The following is a 22,188-nucleotide window of genomic DNA, read 5'->3' as shown; positions in this document are numbered from 1 at the left end:
TATGAAACTTATTTACGGTAATACGCTTTAGCTTAATAGAGGTGTAAACGTGCATAATTTAACAAGTTCAACGGGCTCGATGAAAATATCAGAGACGGTCGGAGAAAGTTCCAACAGTCGTCAAAGCACTGATGGTGTAACAGGTGTTCGTAATACTTATCATGAAGGCCCTTCGTCAGGCCAAACGGTTCTCTATGCCCCTTTTTCCGCCCCAGACATCATTGATCAAGCACTTGGAAAAAATGAGATTAGGTTTGATAATGGTAAGCCGATGCTGCCAGTAATTGCGGTAAACGATGAAAAAAAAGCGGAGCTAGAAAGTCATCTACACGATAAGCGACTCAGTGAAACTTACAACCCAACTCATGCAATAAATTTTATCAATGAAGTGTCTGAAAAAATTGAGGCTCTAAAGCTTAAAGCGAAAACGGACCCTCAGTTAAGAGATATGCCGGATGATCAGCTTGAAAGATTATGTGGTGAAGTCGTGAGAGAGCAGTACGGCAGTGCTAAGTTTGACCGGCTCATGGAAACATCAAGAAAGGTTATTCGCTCGGCTACTATCTTGAAGCAAATGGAAATACGAAGCAATGAGAATGGTTTAGAGCTTTCTAAGCTTACTTCGAAGCTCGATAAATTGTACGTGCTTGGTCATGGGGGGGCGGGCAAGGATATATTAAGTGGTACTCAAGATCTCGCTGATAAGAAAGCGATTATAAGTTCTAAATTGCTTTCTAAACAGTTTCAAGAGGGTGGCCTTCCAAAGGGCTTTCGAGATTTTCGTGTTGCGGCTTGTTACAGCGCAGATACGCGCGAACCTGCTTCCTTTTCACCAGATGACTTAAAAAAAGCATCAGAACCCAAATATAAGAGATCGGGTTTTTTACATCTTGGCCGTAAAGTTATGGAACGCCAGCCTTTTGCTCAGTCTCTGAGTAAATCGCTCGTTGATGATGGCTTTACAAATCCTGTTGTAACTGGTTACCACGGAGCCGGAGTAAGCCATGGAGCAAATGGGCATAAAGCACAGCGGTTACCCCATGCCAATGACTTAACCACCCGATCTTCTCTTGTTCGAGAACGATTTTCTTCTGACAAAACCTAATCGGGTTGTTAGTTAACCTCAGCTGGATTTTTATCAAAACTTGATACTTTTATTGATAGAAAAAACATAGTGATTTGGTCATTATTTGTACAGGATTCCTCATGGAGGGGACGTTATGAGTAATGTCGAAGAGCTAAGCCGTTTTTGTCAGCAGGTACTCGAGCAAGGTAAAACACTGGCGGAAATGAGAGATATCTCGGCCCAAGAGCTAGAAAATATCTACTCTCGAGGTTTTGACTACTACCAACAAGGTGACTACACCAGAGCGCTAGACGATTTCAGCTATCTAGTGATTCATAACCCCTGGGACAGACGTTTTTATATCGCTCTAGGTTCTACCCTACAAAACATGAAGCAATATCGAGAAGCGTTGAGTTTTTTTGGACTCGCGCTTTTTATGGATTCCTGCGATCCCACGGCTTCGTATCGAATTGCTCAATGCCTTATTGAACTCAGAGAAACAGTCTCTGCGAGAGATGCCTTACAAACTGCAATACAGCAGAGCTATTCAGATCCTAAACATACTCAGATAAGGAATATGGCCAATCGTCTTTTATCCACTCTTTAGGTTGTAAACCACGTAATGGGAGGTAAACATGACACAAATAGACATAAGCGCTACTCACATTCCAGCGCCACATAGGGAACATCGAGGTACACAGACGGAATACGACGATCTGTCGTTACCATCCCCAAGAGTGGCGAGTTCAGTTGTACCTTTGCAAAAGCAGGCGAATGAGGCTCTTGATAAGGCTGAATTTTCAATTATTGAAGCCAAAAAACTTGGCGTCGATTTGGCAAAGAAAGAGTTTGTCGGGAAGATGGTTTCATTGGGAATAGCAACCGTCGCGCTGGGGCTCGCCATTGCAGCAACCATTTTAACCGGCGGCACCGGAATTCCTTTGGTTGCGCTGGCCAGTGCGAATTTTCTGTTATCTGTCGCTGATGTGAGTTGTGCTCTTTATGATTGGCGTAGTAAGGCCAATGGAGGAGATGGTCTGTCTATGGAAGGGGACGCGCTAGCCAATGTTGTCCATTTGCTTGCAACCCACCTTGGAGCAAGTGAAGAAACAGCGCAAACGTGGGGACGTAACGTATCTGTCCTTAGTCGGCTATCGTTGACCCTAGCGACGATTTGGACTGGGTTTTTTGCACCCGCAGCGTCGTTGAGTGGAAGTGCAACGTCAGTGATGAGTGGATTATCTTCCGCCAAAATTTCCGCTTCTCAAGTTTGGAGCGCTTACAACACTATTGATACTAAATCTGATGATAAAAAGCAGGAGTTGGAAACCGACATTAAAGTGATGGAGGGCAGGCTCGATCAGATGCTACATGATTTGATTCCGTCAATCGATAGTCCTCAGCTCGATGCTTGAGTAAAAGCATATGTAAGGGCATAGTGTCATGCTTTCCGAATAAAATCGCTTACACATTTGAGCAAGTTTCTAGCTATCTATTTATAGCAACAATGCTATAAACTTGGGTATATCATTAAAAAGTAAAGATCAAAAAAAGTAGGGAAGCATGTCTACTCATAATATGACATTCAGGGAACGGTTTAATCAATGGTATTTAGAACGCAAAACGAAGCAAATCGCCTCTAAATTAACGCCTTGGTTAAAAATTAATGGTGAAAAAGAGGTCTACAGCTACGAAGACGTGGATTATGCGCTCAGTCGAACGAAAATTAGCGACAAGTATCGAGAGCTTGCTTACGCTATTTTTTGCTCGGATGACGAGCGCTCTGCGTCATTTCGACAACAGGGTTTAAAGCGCTACTTGTCAAAAAAGTCACGATTACCAAAAAGCTTGAGTCGTTATCCTTAGTTCTGAGGTTAACGGTGGTTAAGAGTATGCTTTGGGTTCGTTATGATTGAGCTTAATTTCAAACAGGTTCCGCCCTCAGAAATGCCTCAAGTCTATGAGGCCGTCAAAGTTGGCACTGTTGCTCAAATTGAGAAGGCGTTTGGCTGGGATGAAGATTTTCAACAAGCGCGATTCAAACGTAGTTACCAGAGCGAATGGTTTCGGTGGATACAGGTTAAGTCAGAGAGGATAGGGCTGGTGTGTTATCGATTTCATGCTAACAATATGCACCTGCACTACCTAGTCCTTTTTCCGAAATTTCAACAGCAAGGCTATGGAACACATGCAATGAATCAGTTACATTCGTTAGCCAGGCTGCATGAAAGTGACGGTGTCACTTTGAGTTGTTTTAAACAAGATAAGGTTGCCATTTCATTTTATAAACGGTTGGGATATAAAGTAAAACATAGAGAACAACACTTTTTATTAATGTCCCGTTCAGTCGCTGTTTATCGCTAGGAGTACTCTGTGAAACTTAATATTTATCAAGTTGACTCGTTTGCAAGCAAACCCTTTACTGGCAACCCTGCTGGTGTGTGTATTACTGAAAAAGCGCTTGATGAGTCCATGATGTTGGCTATCGCTCAAGAAATGGCGGTATCGGAAACGGCATTTTTGTCCTTAGATGGCAATGTACTTAAGTGGTTTACCCCGGAAACCGAAGTGAAACTATGTGGTCATGGAACGCTGGCAACCGCACACATAATGAAAGAGCTAGGCATGCTGCAGGTAGGGGAGTCTTGTACGTTTAATACGCTTTCTGGGCCTTTACGGGTCGAAATCGCGGAACACGATATACAAATGGATTTTCCAGCTCCGGCTCTCGATTATGAATGCGAATATGATAAGAGCTTACTTACCGCTTTAAGCTTGTCTGGCGATCAGGTTAATCACATTGTCCGTTTTGAGGAAAAATTGATTATAGAAGTCGAGGAAGCTGCTCTGCGCGCTTTAGCCCCCGATTTTAGCGCGCTGTTAAAATGTGAAGGCCGGGGCATTGCTGTCACCTCAAGGTCAGTTTCGCCCGAGCTCGATTATATTGCTCGATATTTCGCGCCGTGGGTAGGCATCAATGAAGATCCTGTCACTGGTTCAGCCCATTGTGGTTTATCGGTCTACTGGAAAAACCAAACCGGGCAAACAAGGCTCAATGCCTACCAAGCATCGCAACGAGGTGGGCAACTACAACTTGAAGTGCTGCCCACAAATCGCTTGAAAATAGTGGGTACAGCGATCACTACCCTTGAAGGTGTGATGAGCTGCTAATCAAGATATTATCTCTAGAAGCTCAAACTCGTCTGTATACTCAAGGCAGACAGTTTGAGCTAAGTTTTATTATTGTATTCACATCAACCGTCCGACGTCGACACCACAGAAAAGCCAAAGCTTTCCACTGAATTGATAACATTAACAAACTGCTCTAAGTTCAGTGGCTTAACCATGTAACTATTCACATTGAGATCGTACGCTTTAAGAATGTCATGATCGGCATCCGAGCCCGTCAGCACGACAACGGGCAGGTCTTTCAGATGCTCGGATGATTTCATGAACTCCAAAACTTCACGGCCGTCTACTTTCGGTAGGTTGAGATCTAAAAATATCAGATCTGGCTTCTTCATGTCCTGATATTGTCCTTCTTTATTCAGGTAAGCCAGCGCCTCTTCTCCGTCTCGGAGCACTTTGAGGTTGTTCAATACTTTAGCTTCGGAGAACGCCTCTTGGGTTAACACAATGTCACCTGGGTTATCTTCCACCAACACAATTTCTATGGGTCTCATATTTTTACTATTCATTTTTACTATTCCTTTCTCTTGTGTTTTGGTTGGGGGACACTAAAGTAAAACAAGCTGCCTTGACCTAAGCTGGTTGTCACCCAAATCCGGCCTCCAAGCTCTTCAATCACTTGTCGGCAGATGGCTAGCCCCATTCCCGTGCCAGCGTATTCTTCCTTTCGACACAAACGCTTGAAGGGCTCAAATATCTTATGGCTATATTCTTGTTTCATGCCGATGCCATTGTCTTTGATACAGAACACCCAGTTATCGAGTTGTCGATCTACCGAAATAATGATATGAGGCGTAGTAAAGGATTTGCGGTATTTGATGGCGTTCCCGATAAGATTCTGAAATACGGACAGCATGCGAGCTGGCGTTGCAGTGATCGTCGGCATCGAGGCTGGCCATTCGATGATGGCGTTGGTTTGTTTAATGCTTTCGAACAAATTGCTTTCGATAGTTTCTTTCAAATTGTTCAGATCAACCGATTCGATATTTTCTGCGGAATGGCCAACTCTTGCATAGGTAAGCAAACTTTTGACCAGCTCCTGCATTCGAGACGCACCGCCAACAATGTAGCCCATAAACTCCAGCCCTCGTTCATCGAATTCATCAGAGTAATGTTTTTCTAATAACTCGGTAAAATTGGCGACCATTCTAAGCGGCTCTTGCAGATCATGAGACACAATATAGGCAAAACGTTCGAGCTCTTGGTTTGAACGCAGAACCTCAACATGGGATTGTTTAATTTCGGTGATGTCTCTCGCTATGCCTAGAATGAATCGCTTGCCATTGCTCGCGGTAAATCGAACCTTCTTGGTTTGCAAAATGCGTGTGGCTTCATTTGGGAATCGGATGGTTTCTTCAACCTCTGAGTAACCCACTTGCAGCGCTTGACGATCATTGGCTAGAAACTCTCTAGCTTCATCTTCGCTGTATGACTCAATGGTTGTACTGCCGATAACTGTGTCCCTAATGTCGTCAGGGTAGAGACTGAGAAACGCTTCGTTGGCTTGAACAATCCGATAGGTTTCGTCTTTAACGAATATGTAGTCGGGAATGCTTTCTTGCATGAGGCTTAAGAAGTCTTTGGATTCTTGCAAGGCATTTAAGTTGTGTTGGCGCGTGATTTCAGAGCCGAGCCATTGAGCCATTAACCTCAGCAACATTTTTTCTTGTTCAGTGAAAACCGACTGGCGAGGAGATTTTTTCAAAAAACTTAAGGTGCCATATGGCTCACCATTGACCAATACGGTCGTACCGATATAGCAACTTAACTCCTGCTTCTGAAACCAAGGATGAGCGGACATATCACAGCTAGCGGCATCGTGCCAGGCTTTTACCTCACTTGAGCCAAACACATAAGAGCAATACGTCTCTTCATAGCCGAAGAACTGACCAGACGTAATATAACCTTCAGGCTCACAATGCAGGACCTGATAGCAGTCTTCTTCTATGTGGCTAATCAGTCCAATATCTAACCCAAAATACTGTACTCCGAGCTTGAGTAATTGATTCACTTTATCTGAGTGGGACAATTGGCTATTTAAGGTCAAGGCATAGAAATCGTTTAATGCCAGTTCTTCTTGCTTTTTCGCACTGACATCTTCGAGCAGTCCCGCTATCTTCAACGGCTCACCTCGCTTTCCTCGTAAGGTCACATTACCCGTCATACGAACCCAACAGTAAGTGTTGTCAAAGCAACGTAGCCGAATTGTGGCCTCACAATGGGCCAATTCGCCCACTAGGCAGTTATCCCAGTGAGTTTGATATATCCATGTATCGTCAGGATGAACAAGAGATTGCCAGGCATGCAGTGAAAGCGAATCTTGGGCGTAAGGCCAACCGAGCAAAATGTAAAGCTGTTTATCCACATAAAAGATTGCTTGGTCAATATCGTATTCCCACACCACAATGCCTGTGGCTTGGGCGACTTTGTCATAGCGCTCCTTGCTTTCGATTAACGCATTTTGATGTCGGGCAATCTCTTGGTTTTGTTCGAACAAGGTATGCTCTAGCTGTTTTTTCCTCATGCCCTGCTCAATGGTGATGCATAACAGTTCGGACGTTAACTCAGACTTTCTCAGATAGTGAAACGCACCTGCTTTGATTGCCGCGACAGCAACCCTTTCGCTGCCTTGACCGCTAAAGAGTATCACGGGGGTAAAGGGAGCGTGCTCCGTGATCTTATTAAGTACCTGAAGCCCATCTTCACCAGGCATCGAATAATCCAGCAAGACACAGTGTGGCCGATGGGCAGACAGAAGTTCAATAATATGTGCGCCGGATGCACTTTCTACGATATGGTATTGCGTGTCTTCGACCTTATCGAGTCGCCGTCTGATGAGCTCTCGATCGTCTTGACTGTCGTCAACAAGCAGAATGTTGACACTAGGGAGCGAGGTGCTCTCCCCATTATAGCTGGCACTCAGTATGTCTTCGCTGATATCCATGCGTCTATTCCTGTTTAGGGTGAGGGGGCAAAATAGCCAGCCCAAACCAGTAATCTTTCATGGTTCTGATGGCCTCGGTGAGTCCATCGAAATCTAGTGGTTTTTGGATATAGGTACTGGCCCCCATGTCATAGCATTGCTCAACGTCTTTTGAATCACGGGAGGTGGTCAAAATAACGATGGGTATCGAGCGCTTATCAGGGTCATCTTTTACGCGCTGCAACACTCTGCGGCCGTCGACGCCGGGCATATTCAGATCAAGCAGGATTAAATCTGGCCGCTTCACATCGGGATTGTGGGTATAGGGGCCAGTTTTATATAAATAATCCAAGGCGTCTTGACCATCTTTGCACCACTGTACCGGGTTCATAAAATGATTTTTCTTGAGACTACGCACTGCTGCCTCATAGTCATCTTGATTATCTTCCACTAACAAAATGTGGGACATATCGGCCATACTATTCAATCCTTAATATCGAGAGTAAAATAAAAGGTGCTACCCACACCCACTTCAGATTCCAACCATATTGCTCCGCCATGACGCTCAATGATTTTTTTCACAAAGGTGAGTCCAACGCCGGAGCCTTTCACACCATCGTCCTCACTGTTTAATCGCTTGAACATGCGAAACACATCGGTGTAAAAGGCCTCTTTAATCCCAATCCCATTGTCTTTGACGTAAAAGGTTGGACGCTCTTTAAATTGCTCACTGTCCACTTGGGCTCGATGGCTGTAGCCAATTTCAATGAGTTTTGTTTCTTTGTCGTTATATTTAATGGCATTGGTGATGAGGTTACGAAAGACTTCAGTGATCCTTGGCAAGTCACAGCATATGCGTGGTAAGGACTGGGGGATAATCACTTCGGCGTTGGCTTCTTTCATACTGCTATCTATTAGCATCACGATATCTTGGATCACCATATTCAAATCGGTCTCTTGTACGGCCAGCTCTTGTCGACCTAAACGAGAGTAGTAATGTAAATCATCAATGAGCGACTCAAGACGTCCACATAAATATCGCATCCGCGCAAGTCGTTGCTTCCCTGACTTGTCTATCAAGTCATCGTAGTCCTCTTCCAAAAACAAGGTGTTATTACTCAGTCCCCTCAATGGCTCTTTTAAATCATGTGAAGCAATATAAGCAAAATCATCGAGCTCTTGATTACTTCTGGTCAACTGTGCAATGTAGGAGTTGATGGCTTTTTCCGCTTCTACATGCTCTGTGATGTCTCGAATAGTGCCCACATACAAACTTTGCCCTTGCGTCTTCATCTCGTTGACACCTAATTCAATGGGAAAAATTGAGCCATCTTTTCGGCATGCTTTGACCTGGCGGCCAATACCAATCACTTTTCTTTGCCGAGTGTGTTGATAGTTCGACAAGTACGCATCGTGCTCTGAGTGATAGGGTTGAGGCATCAGGCATTTGACGTTTTTTCCGATGACTTCTTGAGCCGAATAGCCAAAAATGCGCTCGGCGGATGGGTTGAAACTTTGAATGATCCCTTGGGAATCTATGGTGATGATGCCGTCCAGCACCGTATTCGTAACGGCTTGCAATTTTAGCGATTTCTCTTCGTTTTTACGCTCTAGTACCTTTTGGTGGTACACCACTAACGCCACGACCCACAGTGCTAGGATGGACAATAACCGGTTCACTTGGACGATCCATTCAGATGACACTTGAACATTATCAATGAACAGATACCCTTTTAGCGTTAGCGCACTTGCAATGCCTGCAAAAACAAAAGCAACGCTCACTTCTTTGTAGTTGAATGCCGATAATACGAACAACACATAACTCGCCCCTGCGGCCACACCCAATGGCGTACTCAAATCAAACATCAAGCCGAGCAAACCGACAAAAAGCGATACACTGCAAGCCTTTGAATTACGAACCACCCAGGGTTTATCGTAGTGAACTTGTGGTGATGTCTGTTCTACATTTATCATGGCATGACCTTAAGCATCGTCTCTTCTTCAACGTTGCCATCATTGAAAATGAGTGCGGATGTACAACGCGTAACAAATGTAATGTTGTACGTCGCATCCTCCCGTCATTTTGTAACTATGAAAAATGACAATAACGTGTGAAATCCAAAATGTTTGCTATGCTCGTAGAGTAGTTTCTTAATAGAATACTAGTTGCATATTGTAAAAAAGACAGATAAAGAAGCACAGATTGGATGATTTCATGGAAACCACTAACAAAACCATCGAAGCTACTTTTGTTGAGCAACTCATTTATGGGCTCTGTCACGATATGGGAGCGCCTGCTCGGCATGCGGTGGAGTTTTCTAATCTACTGATTCAATCCAATGACAACCTCAAGTTGGAGCACAAGCATCACCATTGGCTCTCACATATTCGAGATGGGGGGCAGAAAATCCAAACGATGTTGTCAAGCTTAACCACGATGGCGCGTTTGAGCTCTCCCTCTGACAACGTTCGACCATTGGATCTCAAAGCAATGTTTGACCATACCGTAAAGTCACAAATACAGCACCTACATATCGAGCTTTGTGATGTTGAACTGACAACCAATGCCAATTGGCCGGACATTCACGGTCATCAAGTCCATTGGCATACCCTGTTTTCCTGCTTGATAAGTAACGCACTGCTCTATCACCCCAAAACGTCCGCGCACCGAATCCGGCTAGACGTACAGTGTGAACGACAGGGCTCTGCGGTGGCCATGTCTGTCCAAGACAATGGATTGGGCGTGGATGCGAAACACATACCTGATTTGGTGAGACCCTTTAAACGGTTGTCGACTCAGTCGTCTACTCCAGGGATGGGGATGGGGCTCACCTACTGTCATTACATTGCCCAACTGAATGGGGCAAACTTACGTTTTCAAACCGCTCCGTTAGGTGGTTTACAAGTCATTTATATTCAACCAGTCAACGATAATACCAGCGCGAATAAAGACATCTTGGAATCGGGATAACCGCTATGTTAGGAGAAAACACACAAGAGGCAGGCACGCATCAAGCACAGCGGATGTTTTTGATGGCAGAAGATAACCCTGCTGATGCCGAAATCTTTACCGAGATGATCCATCAAGCGTTTAATGGGCAATGTGCCACTGTGTGTGTGGACAGGTTCGATAAAATTTCCCAAGTATTGGGTGAGCATGACGTGCAGGCACTAATTCTAGATATGGATCTCCCTGATCGCTCGGGTGTGGACAACATCATTCAGCTCCGTGAGCAATACCCCACGCTGCCTATTGTCGTTCTCACCGGGAATGAAGATTTGAATACGGCCATTCATTCTCTTCAACATGGTGCGCAAGATTACCTGACCAAAAAACAAGTCACGCCTGATATTCTAGAGAGAAGCTTGCACTATGCCAAAGAGCGCAAAAACATTGAAAGAAAACTTCAAGATGCTCTCAATGATGCGGCGGAGAAAAATGTCGAGTTGGATACGCAAGCCAAACATGACTCCTTGACTGGCCTGCCGAATCGTGCCTATTTTCATGATGTGGCTCCGCGCATACTGCATCGGGCGCAACGACATGATAAAAAAGTCGGCTTGTTGTATTTTGACTTGAATGGCTTTAAAAAAGTGAATGACACGTATGGCCACTTAACAGGAGATAAGCTCTTACAGCAGGTGGTAGATCGCATTAGTCAGGTGGTGCGCGACTCCGACTTTTTTGCCAGACTGGGGGGAGACGAATTTGTCCTTATCACCGATGTGATCGACGAAAAAGAGGAGGTAACGCCTTTAATTCAGAGGATCACCCAACAGTTCAAATCCCCATTTGAAATTGGCTTGCACAAAATCATTATTTCCGCTTCTGTGGGGATCTCCTTCTACCCGGATGAAACGAATTTAGACAGGTTACTCAAACAAGCAGACAAAGCGATGTACGAAGCAAAAAAACATCGCCATTCCCTAACGTGTTACTATGCCGATAAGCTCTCTAGCGAGCTGTCATACACTCAAAAGGTCGAAAGCTGTTTGAGTAACGCGTTTGAGGACAATGAGTTGACGGCTCGATTCCAACCGGTAATTAATCGAAGGGACAGCAGTAAAATCTATTTGGAAGCACTTGTTCGTTGGTATTCGAAAGAGCTTGGAGTGGTTAGCCCTGGTGACTTTATTCCGGTTGCTGAAAATACGCCTGCTATCAATGACATTACCTTAGCGGTGCTCGCTTATGTCCGGGCATTGTTTTCATCCGCGGAGACTCGGGGTCTCAAAGTTGAAAAAGTGGCCATTAATGTGAGTGCCGCCCAGCTCGCCGACGATCAATTTTGTACCCTCTTTCTTAAATGGCTAAAAGAACTGAATTTGCCTACTCACTGCATATGTTTGGAACTAACCGAAAGACAAATTGTTCAAAATATCCAAAAATGCAAAGAGCAGTTTGTTTATCTGCGTAATCATGGCATCCAAATTTCATTGGACGACTTTGGGACAGGATTTTCTTCCATCACCCACTTGCTTGAACTGCCGTTCGATACGCTTAAACTAGATCGAGTTCTGATTAGCCATATAGACAGCAATACCCGCAATCAAGCCTTGGTTGCGGGTATTGTGGAAATGGCGCACCGCCTCGATATGACTGTGGTGGCTGAAGGTATCGAGAGACAAGAAGAGCGCGATAAAGCCATTGAGCTTGGATGTGATTTTGTTCAGGGATATTTAATCTCCCAAGCGATGCCCGTACATGAAACGATTTCTTTTTATCAGTGGAAGTAAATCTTAGCGCTCATTTTTCTCACGAATACTTTTCAAGTCCTCAAAGATTTGTCCCATTACTTGCATCGTGGTAATAAATTGATGAGCGACTTGTTTTTGTTTTACATCGCACAGTTGGGTTTGATTCATAAATGAAGCTTCGACCAAGGGAGCAGGCCAACTGACTTCTTTACCTTCAAGTAATTGATAGCACGCCTGGAATACCGCACGTTCAATCTTTAGAAAGTCCTGCAATAAATCGTCGGGAAGCACGATGTTTTTCTTGGCAAATAGAGAGAGATTGGTTGTGTGATTTAAAAAGGTGTGAGTATGCTGGCGAATTAACTTCACGTGCTCAAGGTATCGCTCACTATGCAGCGGCTCCCTCAGGGCTTGTTGGTATCGGTTAATCAATTCGTGTTGTGCTTGATAAGCAGCGACTCGTCTCGACTCAAGTATAGCGTTATCAGATTCACCTTCAACAGAATATCGATTTAGCAGTGTTTCAAGGAAAGCATCAAAATTTGATAGTGTCTGGCCAATTTGCTGTTTGAGGCGATTAGTATTCCACTGCGGCCACAACACCATGTTTGCAATTACGGCGATAGCGCATGCTATTAAAGTGTCCCAAAGTCTCGGAGTAATGGCATTTAGCCCTGAGTGGGCGAGCATTTGAAACTCGCTGATAACAAAAATTGTAATTCCTATTACTGCGATAGAGTAGTTACTTTTGATGAACGAGAAAAAGACTGGAACAATCAAACAAATGAGCAGTAACAATACCCAGCTGGCAGGGGATAACGACAGTATCACGTAAGCAAGCGCAAGCCCGATAATGGTACCTAACACCCTATTCATGGCTTTGGCACGTGTGGAAACATAGTCACTTTGCATCACAATCGTAATGGTCATTAATATCCAATAGCTGTTCTCAAATTGGAAGAACTGGCCGATACCATAGCCAACTGCAATGGCGGCAGTAAATCGAAGTGCGTGTCTTAGTACGACTGATTGCCAAGAAAGGCTACTTTTTAGCTTGTCGAACCAATGAACTTGAGGCGCAAAATCAACTTCGTGCTGATACGAGGGTTTGAGGTTAGTTAGTCGTGCGGTCAGATTGCTAAAATGTTCATCAGCGAGCTTTACGAGGTCTGAGCTGTCACCGGTAGTAAGATAAAGTTTCACACGTAAATCGAGTATGCCTTTGCTGTTGAGAGTATGCTCGGGAGTGTGGTGATGCAGCGTGGCTTCACCCACTTCTTTTAGCTGCTTTGCGTAAGAGTCCATTAAGGCAGTAAACACAGGTTTAACGTTGCTGTCCTGAAAAATCGGGTAAAGCTTATCAGGAGCATGAGTGGTGGAGCTAAACAGCTCATGAAGCTCCTTACCAAGGAAATAAAGATCACGCAGCTGCTTTAATTCTTGGTTGTTGGTTGCGCTGAACGACTTGACCAGTTTTTCACCTTCTAACAGTAAGCTAGTTAATGATTGTTGAAGCGGCAGCAAGGCACGATTGTCAAAAGGCTCCGTGGTCATCAGGCTAGACTTTAATGTGACGTATTCGGACAGTCTGAAGTAATAGGCAGCAAGATTTTCTCTCAGGGCCTTGTACGGCCATATTCCATGCCATGTACGGCAGATAATTATGTGTACAAATGCGCCTAACGCATACAACGCTGGTGTTATCCAAACTTCTGAGAAGTTATCAGCAGGGCGAGTCAAGATAACAAGAAGCAGAGTTGCGACACCCAGCCTGCCGCCTGTGATACCAAAGGCAGAGTACATTGCAAACAGAAAAGTGAACAGGCTTATTGTCCATAGGTATGGAACGTGAAGTTCAGTAACGACTAGAAGGACAACAGGGGCGATGAAAAAATGTAGGCAGTTGATTGCACCAGCCAACCAAAAATGTTTTTTTGGTTCGTCCGCACCGCTGATGATGATGCCAACGACACCTAGTGCTGCCGTTAAACCTAATAAGGTTTCATGCAGTAAGAAGCCGCCAAACAATAAGAAAACAAATGACAGCCCGGATTTCACGCCGTAGTTAAAGTTTGGACCGTTTAGCAGTTTGAATTTATGGAAAACATCAAGCGATTGCTGATAAGGAGATGAGATGAAACGACTAAGCATTTAAGTTCCTTTAGTAACCAATGAAATCTTTGTCGCAAATGATGAAATTTGACCGACGTTTAGATGCTTGGCCACAACACCTGCTTAGTTAATACAAGTATATTCGAGTAATCGAAAGATGCGAGCTTCAGCCGAGTTGACCTGATTGTGCCCGATGTATTGTAAGGAGGAAGAAGTGGCTTTCTATCATCAAGTTAAATCAGAATAATGTCAATAGTGCTATAGAAGTGTTTGGCTTAGGGAAAATTTATATGAACTAGGAGTATCGAAAAATAAAGGCTTAATACTGCGTTAAAGATATAAATCTAACCAAATCAAGCATTGAAATGGGCACAAAAATTAACATTTTTATTGTAAAGTTTGCCTTTGATCAATTTTTAGCTGTACTTAATGGCTATTTACGCTACTTTAATGCTGACTTTTCTAATTAACGATAGAATTGTAGGTTATTTACTCTAACACGATGATTAATCGGCTAACTTTTGTGAAGTTAATCCAATAATGATAGTTGAAATTCGTTAAACAACCCAGTTCCTCTCAATTTTATGGCTTAAAAAACTGGCGAATTGAGAAGAAATGCACATAGAAATGACAATATATTAACGATTGTGGACAGTATATGACTACTATAGCGTCTGGAATTGCCCCGAATAGAGTGTTGTCATGAATTTCAAACTAAAATCCTTATTGGTTGTATTAGGAATCCCTTTCCTAGTTGCTCCCTTGTCTTGGGCGGACGATGCCCCGCAACCTACCGCGATACCAATTAAAATTCAGGTTGTCGAGAACCGAGAGTTTACCGATAAGTTAGAAGAAGTAGGAAAAATTATTCCTGTTGATTCGACGGCGTTGACGTTTAGTGCGTCTGACAAGTTGAAAGCCAAATTTTTTAAAGATGGCGCTTACGTCAAGAAGGGCGATCTCATAGCGGAATTAGACAATACTCAAGCAAAGGGTGAACTCGATAAAGCTGAGACTCAATATGCCATTGATCAGTCTAAGTTAACTCGTATGCTCGCTTTAGTGAAAAAGCAGCCGGACTCGATTTCGAAGCAGGATATCGAGAACCAAAAACTGCAAACTAACTTAGCCAAAGTGAGTGTGGAACAAAAGAAAGCGGATCTGCAAAACTATCAACTTATTGCTCCGTTTGATGGTCGACTCACGAGTTTCAATTACTCCGTTGGCAGTCGATTAGATAGCTCAAATGTGGTGGTTTCAATCATTAAGAGCGATCCGGTTCAAGTTAATTACTCGATTGGCCAGAAAGAGTTAGGCGAAGCTAAGATTAACCAAAAAGTGACCGTTCAGGTTGATGCTTTCAAAGATAAAACGTTTACAGGGCACGTGAATTATATCGCGCCTCAAGTTGATCCTCAGTCAGGCCGTATCGAGGTTCACGCAAGCATTAAAAACATGGACAAGTTGCTGGTGCCAGGCATGTTTGCCAACGTAACACAGTATTCAGATGTAAAGCTTACCTACCCAATCGTGTCACAAAATGCGGTTATCGTGAACGGCGACCAAAGATACGTATGGCTGTATACAGGCACTGGTGTGGAACAACAACCGGTTACGTTAGGTGAGAACACTAACGATGGCTATGTCATCATTAAGCAAGGCCTAAAAGTGGGTGATAAAGTTGTAGCGTCTGGACAGCAAAACCTAAAAGCCGATTCTGTCGTTAAGGTTCAGGGTGTGATGGATTATGATCATCCTACCCAGCAATCTAGTGTCTCTACTGAGAAACATCTCACGCCTCCAGTTGATGCAAGTTCGAATAAAAAACCAGTGCTGGTGAATACTCCACCAACTCAAGCCCCTGAAGTAAGTAAAACGGTTGTTGAGAAGAAGAAACCAGTTCAGTCTGCACAAAAAGAGTCCAAGCCTAAAGCACCAGAAAGCAAAAGTGCTGATGAACAAAAGAAACAACAACCGGTGATTAAGACCAATCAAGTGAAGCCAGTTAGTACACCAGATACGAGTGTTAAAGCCAGCCAAACTAAGCCACATGTTACTACGGTAACAAAGCCAGTCGTAACACCAGTAGAAGTGAAAAAGGACGTAATAAAAGTCAGCCAGCCACAGACTAAAAAGGACCTAACCAATGAAGCTGCCTGAGATTTGCATTAAGCATCCTGTCTTTGCCAGTGTAATCAGTATTGCCATTGTGCTTTTGGGGGCGATGGCACTACGTAACTTGCCCATTCAATATTTCCCTGATCACAGAGCGCCGAACGCTACGGTGACGGCGGACATTCAGGGAGCCAGTGCCGAGTTCATGTCTGACAACGTGGCGGACAAATTGATATCCGCTGCAACGGGACTGAGCTCAGTCAAAAGCATGAACACTGACTGCAGAGAAGGCAGTTGTACTCTTGAGGTGTATTTTGATGACAATGTGTCAGACGTAGAATACGCCAGTTTGATGAACAACCTGCGCAGTAAAGTTGCATCGATCACTGATTTCCCTGCCAGTATGATCGACAAGCCCGTTGTGACGGATGATTCTTCACAGACGGCTCTGCCAAGTAACATTATTACGTTCGTGGCGAAAGGTGATATCACCAAGCAGCAAATGTACGATTTCATCAGTCAGCAACTTATCCCACAATTTCAGCACATCCAAGGAGTGGGTGCGGTCTGGGGGCCTTATGGTGGGAGTAGTAAGGCGCTTCGTGTTTGGCTAGAGCCAGACAAGATGGCGGCACTTGGTATTAGTGCTACTGATGTAGTGAGCACCCTAAGCAAATACAATGCGACGTTTACCGCTGGTACCATCAAAGGACAAGCACGCGACTTTTCTATTAACCCGGTGAACCCGGTAGACAGTGTCGACGGTGTGCGTGACCTAGTGATACGCGATGACAATGGCAAGATTGTTCGAGTGGGTGATGTGGCAAATGTTGTCATGGGAGAGTCGAGCTTAACGCCTTCCATCCTGCGTGTGAATGGTAAGCTTGGGATGTCCATTCAAACCTTGCCATTGAAAAGTGCCAACCCAGTCGTTGTTGCTGAAAGAGTTAAAAAAGCAATGGCGAAGATGGATGTGCCAGACACGATTCAGATGAAGATGGTCTATAACCAAGCCAACTTTATTAAAGCGTCGATAGATGAAGGCTTTAAAACATTGCTTGAAGCGATTGTTTTGGTCTCCGCAGTCGTTGTTTTATTCCTTGGTTCATTTCGTGTTGCGACCATCCCATTAATTACCATCCCAGTCTGCGTCATTGGTGTATTCGCGGTGATGTCTGCGCTCGGGTTTAGCATTAACGTGTTGACGATCTTAGCGATTATTCTGGCTATTGGCCTGGTAGTTGATGACGCCATTGTTGTGGTGGAAAACTGTTACCGGCATATAGAGCAAGGCCAAAAACCGCTGCAAGCGGCTATTCAAGGTAGTCGAGAAATTGTCTTTCCTGTGATTGCCATGACCTTTACCTTGGCTGCGGTATTTTTGCCAATTGGATTGATGTCTGGTCTGACGGCGGACCTTTTCCACCAATTTGCCTTCACGCTTGCAGCAGCGGTGATTATCTCGGGGTTTGTCGCCTTAACATTGTCGCCCATGATGAGTGCCCATTTGCTAAAACCGGTGGCTAAAGCTCCGGGGTGGTTTGAATGGGTCGAAGCGAAAATTGAAATTTTAACGGAAAAGTACGTGCGCTTATTGAAGCTTGCGTTTGAGAAAAAGCTTTGGCTTCTCGGAATTTCAGTCGTGCTTATTCTTGTGTCAGCGGTAGGCGCGTGGTTTATGCCAAAAGTCCTTCTACCTACAGAAGACACTGGATTTATCGTTGTCTCCACAACGTCGCCAACAGGGGTGGGGCGTGCTTATCATTTACACAATAATGCCCAACTCAATAGTGTGTTTAAAGGCGATCCTGCGATTGAAGCCAATTTGTCATACATCGAGGGAACGCCAGAAAACCATATTATTTTGAAGCCATGGAATGATCGTAAACAAGATATCGAAGACATCATAAGACGTTTGATGAAGAAGGCGAAGTCGACTGTATCGGCTTATGGCGTATCGATGTCGGTTCGTTCTGCTGACAACCTAAACTTGCCGACCGGGTTAAAACTGGAGCTCACGACTACGAATAATGATTTGAAAGCATTAGGTAGTACGGCGCAAAAAGTGGTGAAAGCGCTCAATGACTACCCAGGTGTCTCGAATGTTAAGAACTCGATGCTGAGAGATTTGCTCAGGTTTGACTTATCAATTGATCAAAATGCCGTGGTGATGTCTGGTGTTGACTATGCTGACGTAACCAGTGCGTTGTCTACCTTCTTGGGATCAGACCGAGCGGCCTATATCAAAATGAAGGACGGCTACACTTATCCGATTCGTGTACAGGTAAATCGGAAAGATTTAGGTGACTTCAACGTGTTGAACAAGTTGTATGTGATGTCTAAATCTGGTCAACAGCTACCTTTGTCACAGTTTGTCACGATCAAGCAAGTGACTGCTGAATCACATATTAAGACATTCATGGGACTTGATAACGCTGAGATCACTGCCGACCTGTTACCGGGCTATAGTGCCAGTGACGTAGAGCATTTTGTAAATACACATGTACCTGAGTTATTGCAAAAAGGTGAGTCTTATCAGTTCAATGGCGTTGTGAAGGAGTTGCAAGATTCATCGGCAGGTATGCAGTTACTGTTTGGTATGGCAATTGTCTTTATCTTCCTTATCTTAGCGGCTCAATTTGAGAGCTTTGTAGACCCACTAATCATTTTGTTAACGGTACCCTTGTGTTTAGTAGGTGCGATATTGACTCTGAATATATTTGGTCAGAGCCTTAATATTTATTCCAAAATTGGGTTGTTAACCTTAGTTGGTCTAGTGACCAAGCACGGTATATTACTGGTCGAATTTGCCAATAAGCAGCAACTTAATGAAGGACTAAGTGCTCTAGATGCAGCGATTGAAAGCGCGAAATCGCGATTAAGGCCTATTTTGATGACGTCACTCACCATGATCATTGGTTCTTTACCTTTGGCATTGGCTGTTGGCCCTGGATCGGTTGGACGGATCAATATCGGTTTGGTATTGGTCGGTGGTCTCATTTTAGGAACTTTGTTCTCACTATTTTTGGTACCTGTTGCTTATGTGGCGATGGCAAAACTGAGAGAACAAGACATCATTTTTCAGCTAAAACAGTTAAGGCGCTCAAAGAAATAAGGCTAACTAACTGATTGAAAATTATAAAAAAGCCGCTCTAAAGAGTGGCTTTTTTTCAACAAATTAGGTTATTAGCACAAGATAGAATTATTAATAAGCCGATATACTTGACTGATAAGTATTGGCATGAGTAAATCTACCTACGTAAGCGATTTGAATATGCAATTCAGAGAAGTGATTGCAAGGTTATGATTTGCTCTAGCTCTACATATGTTACACATAGTTAGGGCTGCATTAATACCTTGTATGTTCATTTTTTGAAAATTAATTTTCAAAAAGCTTCGGGTCAATAGGCCCTAGATAGTTTGGCTATAGATTTTTCCTTAAATAAAAAAAAGAGAGATAAGGAACTGTGAAAGAACTCGGATTTGATTTAAAAACGTTAGAAGTGTTCATTGTGACCGCACAAACCGGAAACATGACCATGGCGGCAAAGCAGCTTGGCTTGACTCAATCGTCAGTCTCGCAAACCCTAGCGAACCTTGAGAGAAACCTCGATGCTCAACTGCTCGATAGAAGTGTTCGACCTGCTGGGTTAACCATAGCAGGGAGATATTTTTATGAGCAATCCATTAACCTAATTAAGAAAGCCAAAGATGTCCGTCAAGTAGTGACTCAGGACAAGTTTGAGAAAATACACTCATTGCGAGTGGCAATGGTTGGCTCATTAGCAAACCACCTTTCGACACCATTGGTCAAACTTATTCGTCATCACTCAGAAAGCTGGACAATTAGTACAGATATCTCACATCTTGAGCGAGAGTCCCTTATTCAACGAAACGTTGATATCGTGATTTCTGATGACTCTTCAGCTCACCACGAGTATTTATCTCGATTTCCAATAGTAAAAGAGCCTTTTTTAATTGTATTGCCGAAAAATTATGAAGGGCGGGATTTAACACTCGAGCAAATCAGTAAAGAGTTGGACTTAGTCAGATATGACGACGATTCTTTCATTGGTCAGACAGTAGAAAATTACATTGAACGTTGCCGCATTGACGCGCCGACAAAAGTCAAACTAGATAATACCCAATCAGTGCTGTCTTGTGTTGCAGCTGGGCTGGGCTGGACGATTACGACACCGCTTTGTTTGTTACAAAGTGGTATTCCGAGAGAGGAACTGACTTGTTTGGCATTGCCAAGTGGTGAGCAGATATTTAGAGAGCTGTCGCTCTATAGTCGTCAAAACGAACTCGACAACCTGCCACTGTGCATGAGCCAAAATAGCCAGCAGATCATTCGTGATAAGTTTATGCCAAAGTTGGAAAGAGAGCTGCCATGGCTTTCTGATCATGTTCAGATAGGCTAAAGCTTTTTATTGGAAAGCCGCGCTTAGGGGATCGGCCCCAGGCGCGGCTTTCGTTTATATGAAACTAAGGTTATCTTTCTCTCTGTCAGTCACACCGAACTTTTTCTCTTCTGATACACCATTTATCTGCCACACATCATAAATCCGACTATTGTCTTAGAGTTTTGTTGATAAATTGATGCTAATTTACTGATTTAACTTTACATTTGTTACATTAATTTAAACTGCTGTTCGGGTTAAGTCTAAAAACAGCATTCCTTGATATTGATGAAATGAGAGGTGGCAATGCAGGCCAAGGATGTAAAGACGATCAGCGATGCTTTAGCGATCATCGAAGAAAGAGGGTTATCACACGTTAAAGTCGGAATTTTTGACATTGATGGTGTGATGCGCGGCAAATATATGTCTAAGGCTAAGTTTGAATCCGCATTAAAACATGGTTTTTCGTTTTGTGATGTGGTGTTGGGATGGGATGTAAAAGACCAGTTGTATGACAATGTCTCTTACACTGGTTGGCACACGGGATATCCAGATGCACCAGTTAGAATCTTACCTGAGACATGACGCGATATTTATGATGAAGAGGGAATGCTACTGTTTCTCGGTGAATTTACAGGAGATGCAGAAGCTATCTGTCCACGAGGGGTGCTACGTCGAGTATTAGCGCAAGCGGACGCGCTTGGTTATAACGTGTCTGCTGCCCTAGAGTATGAATTTTTTCTATTTAACGAAACCCCTCATAGCATTCGAGAGAAAGGATATAAAAATTTAGAGCCGTTCACGCCGGATTGGTTCGGTTATTCTGTTATTCGCAACAGCGTACACTCTGAGTTATATGAGTCGATGTTGAAAATGGGCGAAGACATGGACTTTCCAATTGAGGGCTTGCACACGGAAACAGGATCAGGGGTGATTGAAGCGGCGATTTCTGTTGATGAGGCACTGGTCGCTGCAGATAAAGCGGCGCTTTTCAAAACCTTTTTAAAAGTATGGGCTCAAAAACACGGTAAACTCGCAACCTTTATGGCGAAGTGGTCCGGGGATTTTCCTGGCCAAAGCGGCCACATTCATGTTTCTTTGCAAAACAAGGCTGGGCAATCAGCATTTTATGCAGAAGACCAAGCCCACAACATGAGTCCTATTCAGCAGCATTTTGTCGCTGGGCAGCAGCAGCTGATGCCTGAATTTTTAAGCATGATAGCTCCAACCATAAATAGTTATACACGCATGGTACCCGGGTATTGGGCTCCGACGGCATCGACTTGGGGTATTGAAAACCGTACCACGGCGTTACGTGTCATTCCTGGTAGTAGCAAATCACAACGTGTTGAGTATCGTTTAGGGGCAGCGGACGCAAACCCTTATTTAGCACTTGCTGCCGCCGTTGCATCAGGTTTACATGGCATCATCAATAAACTTCAACCCACTGAGCCTGTGAAAGGCAATGCTTATGATCAAGAGCAAGATGCATCGCTTCACCTTCCTTCAACATTATGGGACGCTGCGCAGCGCCTGAAATCATCATGTGCGGCCAATACGCTGCTTGGGGAAGAGTTTGTCAATCATTTTGCGGCAACTCGCGAATGGGAGGAAAGGGAGTTTAGAAAGCATGTAACCGATTGGGAAATGGAACGGTACTTTGAAATTATCTGAGGCAATCT

Annotated in this window: 18 protein-coding genes; 13 read left to right on the top strand and 5 right to left on the bottom strand. The window is 43.9% G+C overall.

Annotated features, from left to right (window positions below; all coding sequences use genetic code 11):
• The first annotated feature begins 49 nt into the window (after nt 1–49).
• From M9194_RS18060 to M9194_RS18035, 6 genes are all read left to right on the top strand, one after another.
• Nucleotides 50–1,105 (top strand): hypothetical protein, encoded by a 1,056-nt coding sequence (locus M9194_RS18060; protein WP_250614092.1) that lies wholly within the window; start codon nt 50–52, stop codon nt 1,103–1,105.
• Between the two features lie 115 nt (nt 1,106–1,220).
• Entirely contained in the window at nt 1,221–1,673 is a 453-nt protein-coding gene (locus M9194_RS18055; protein ID WP_250614091.1) for a SycD/LcrH family type III secretion system chaperone, read from the top strand.
• 28 nt (nt 1,674–1,701) lie between these two features.
• A complete protein-coding gene (locus tag M9194_RS18050) occupies nt 1,702–2,481 on the top strand; it encodes a hypothetical protein (protein WP_250614090.1) in 780 nt (259 codons plus the stop codon).
• A 148-nt stretch (nt 2,482–2,629) separates the two neighbouring features.
• Entirely contained in the window at nt 2,630–2,932 is a 303-nt protein-coding gene (locus M9194_RS18045; RefSeq protein WP_250614089.1) for a DUF6559 family protein, read from the top strand.
• 42 nt (nt 2,933–2,974) lie between these two features.
• Nucleotides 2,975–3,430, top strand: coding sequence for a GNAT family N-acetyltransferase (locus M9194_RS18040; protein ID WP_250614088.1), 456 nt, complete (start codon nt 2,975–2,977; stop codon nt 3,428–3,430).
• Between the two features lie 9 nt (nt 3,431–3,439).
• Nucleotides 3,440–4,237, top strand: a complete 798-nt coding sequence (locus M9194_RS18035; protein ID WP_250614087.1) for a PhzF family phenazine biosynthesis protein — start codon at nt 3,440–3,442, stop codon at nt 4,235–4,237.
• Between the two features lie 83 nt (nt 4,238–4,320).
• On the opposite strand, the gene M9194_RS18030 is transcribed toward M9194_RS18035, so the two are convergent.
• From M9194_RS18030 to M9194_RS18015, 4 genes are read right to left on the bottom strand one after another with little or no spacing between them, the layout of a single operon-like run.
• Nucleotides 4,321–4,764: a response regulator gene (locus tag M9194_RS18030; protein WP_250614086.1), complete on the bottom strand. Its 444-nt coding sequence runs from the start codon at nt 4,762–4,764 to the stop codon at nt 4,321–4,323.
• Nucleotides 4,765–4,769: 5 nt separating this feature from the next.
• A complete protein-coding gene (locus M9194_RS18025) occupies nt 4,770–7,199 on the bottom strand; it encodes an ATP-binding protein (protein ID WP_250614085.1) in 2,430 nt (809 codons plus the stop codon).
• A 4-nt stretch (nt 7,200–7,203) separates the two neighbouring features.
• Nucleotides 7,204–7,656: a response regulator gene (locus M9194_RS18020; protein WP_250614084.1), complete on the bottom strand. Its 453-nt coding sequence runs from the start codon at nt 7,654–7,656 to the stop codon at nt 7,204–7,206.
• Nucleotides 7,657–7,661: 5 nt separating this feature from the next.
• Nucleotides 7,662–9,152: a sensor histidine kinase gene (locus M9194_RS18015; protein WP_250614083.1), complete on the bottom strand. Its 1,491-nt coding sequence runs from the start codon at nt 9,150–9,152 to the stop codon at nt 7,662–7,664.
• A 241-nt stretch (nt 9,153–9,393) separates the two neighbouring features.
• Between M9194_RS18015 and M9194_RS18010 the strand changes: the two genes are divergently transcribed.
• Together M9194_RS18010 and M9194_RS18005 are read left to right on the top strand one after the other, a co-directional pair.
• Nucleotides 9,394–10,149, top strand: a complete 756-nt coding sequence (locus tag M9194_RS18010; RefSeq protein ID WP_250614082.1) for a sensor histidine kinase — start codon at nt 9,394–9,396, stop codon at nt 10,147–10,149.
• A gap of 5 nt (nt 10,150–10,154) precedes the next feature.
• A complete protein-coding gene (locus M9194_RS18005) occupies nt 10,155–11,915 on the top strand; it encodes a two-component system response regulator (protein WP_250614081.1) in 1,761 nt (586 codons plus the stop codon).
• A 3-nt stretch (nt 11,916–11,918) separates the two neighbouring features.
• Here M9194_RS18005 and M9194_RS18000 read toward each other — a convergent pair whose 3' ends face one another.
• Nucleotides 11,919–14,027, bottom strand: a complete 2,109-nt coding sequence (locus M9194_RS18000) for an FUSC family membrane protein (RefSeq protein ID WP_250614080.1) — start codon at nt 14,025–14,027, stop codon at nt 11,919–11,921.
• A 663-nt stretch (nt 14,028–14,690) separates the two neighbouring features.
• On the opposite strand from M9194_RS18000, the gene M9194_RS17995 reads away from it, so the two are divergent.
• From M9194_RS17995 to M9194_RS17975, 5 genes are all read left to right on the top strand, one after another.
• Complete coding sequence (locus tag M9194_RS17995) at nt 14,691–16,148, top strand: efflux RND transporter periplasmic adaptor subunit (protein ID WP_250614079.1); 1,458 nt, start codon at nt 14,691–14,693, stop codon at nt 16,146–16,148.
• The gene (locus M9194_RS17990) at nt 16,135–19,218 is read left to right on the top strand and encodes an efflux RND transporter permease subunit (protein ID WP_250614078.1); all 3,084 of its coding nucleotides are present in this window, start codon (nt 16,135–16,137) and stop codon (nt 19,216–19,218) included. The genes M9194_RS17995 and M9194_RS17990 overlap by 14 nt, the downstream gene beginning before the upstream one ends.
• A 352-nt stretch (nt 19,219–19,570) precedes the next feature.
• Entirely contained in the window at nt 19,571–20,527 is a 957-nt protein-coding gene (locus M9194_RS17985) for a LysR family transcriptional regulator (RefSeq protein WP_250614077.1), read from the top strand.
• Nucleotides 20,528–20,812: 285 nt separating this feature from the next.
• The gene (locus tag M9194_RS17980) at nt 20,813–21,091 is read left to right on the top strand and encodes a hypothetical protein (RefSeq protein ID WP_250614076.1); all 279 of its coding nucleotides are present in this window, start codon (nt 20,813–20,815) and stop codon (nt 21,089–21,091) included.
• A 24-nt stretch (nt 21,092–21,115) separates the two neighbouring features.
• Nucleotides 21,116–22,180: a glutamine synthetase family protein gene (locus M9194_RS17975; RefSeq protein WP_250614075.1), complete on the top strand. Its 1,065-nt coding sequence runs from the start codon at nt 21,116–21,118 to the stop codon at nt 22,178–22,180.
• Nucleotides 22,181–22,188: the final 8 nt, after the last annotated feature.

This window comes from Vibrio sinus (genome assembly GCF_023634645.1).
Lineage (GTDB): Bacteria > Pseudomonadota > Gammaproteobacteria > Enterobacterales > Vibrionaceae > Vibrio > Vibrio sinus.
The sequence above is the reverse complement of the archived record's forward strand: the minus strand, read 5'-3'. Positions and strand labels throughout refer to the sequence as shown.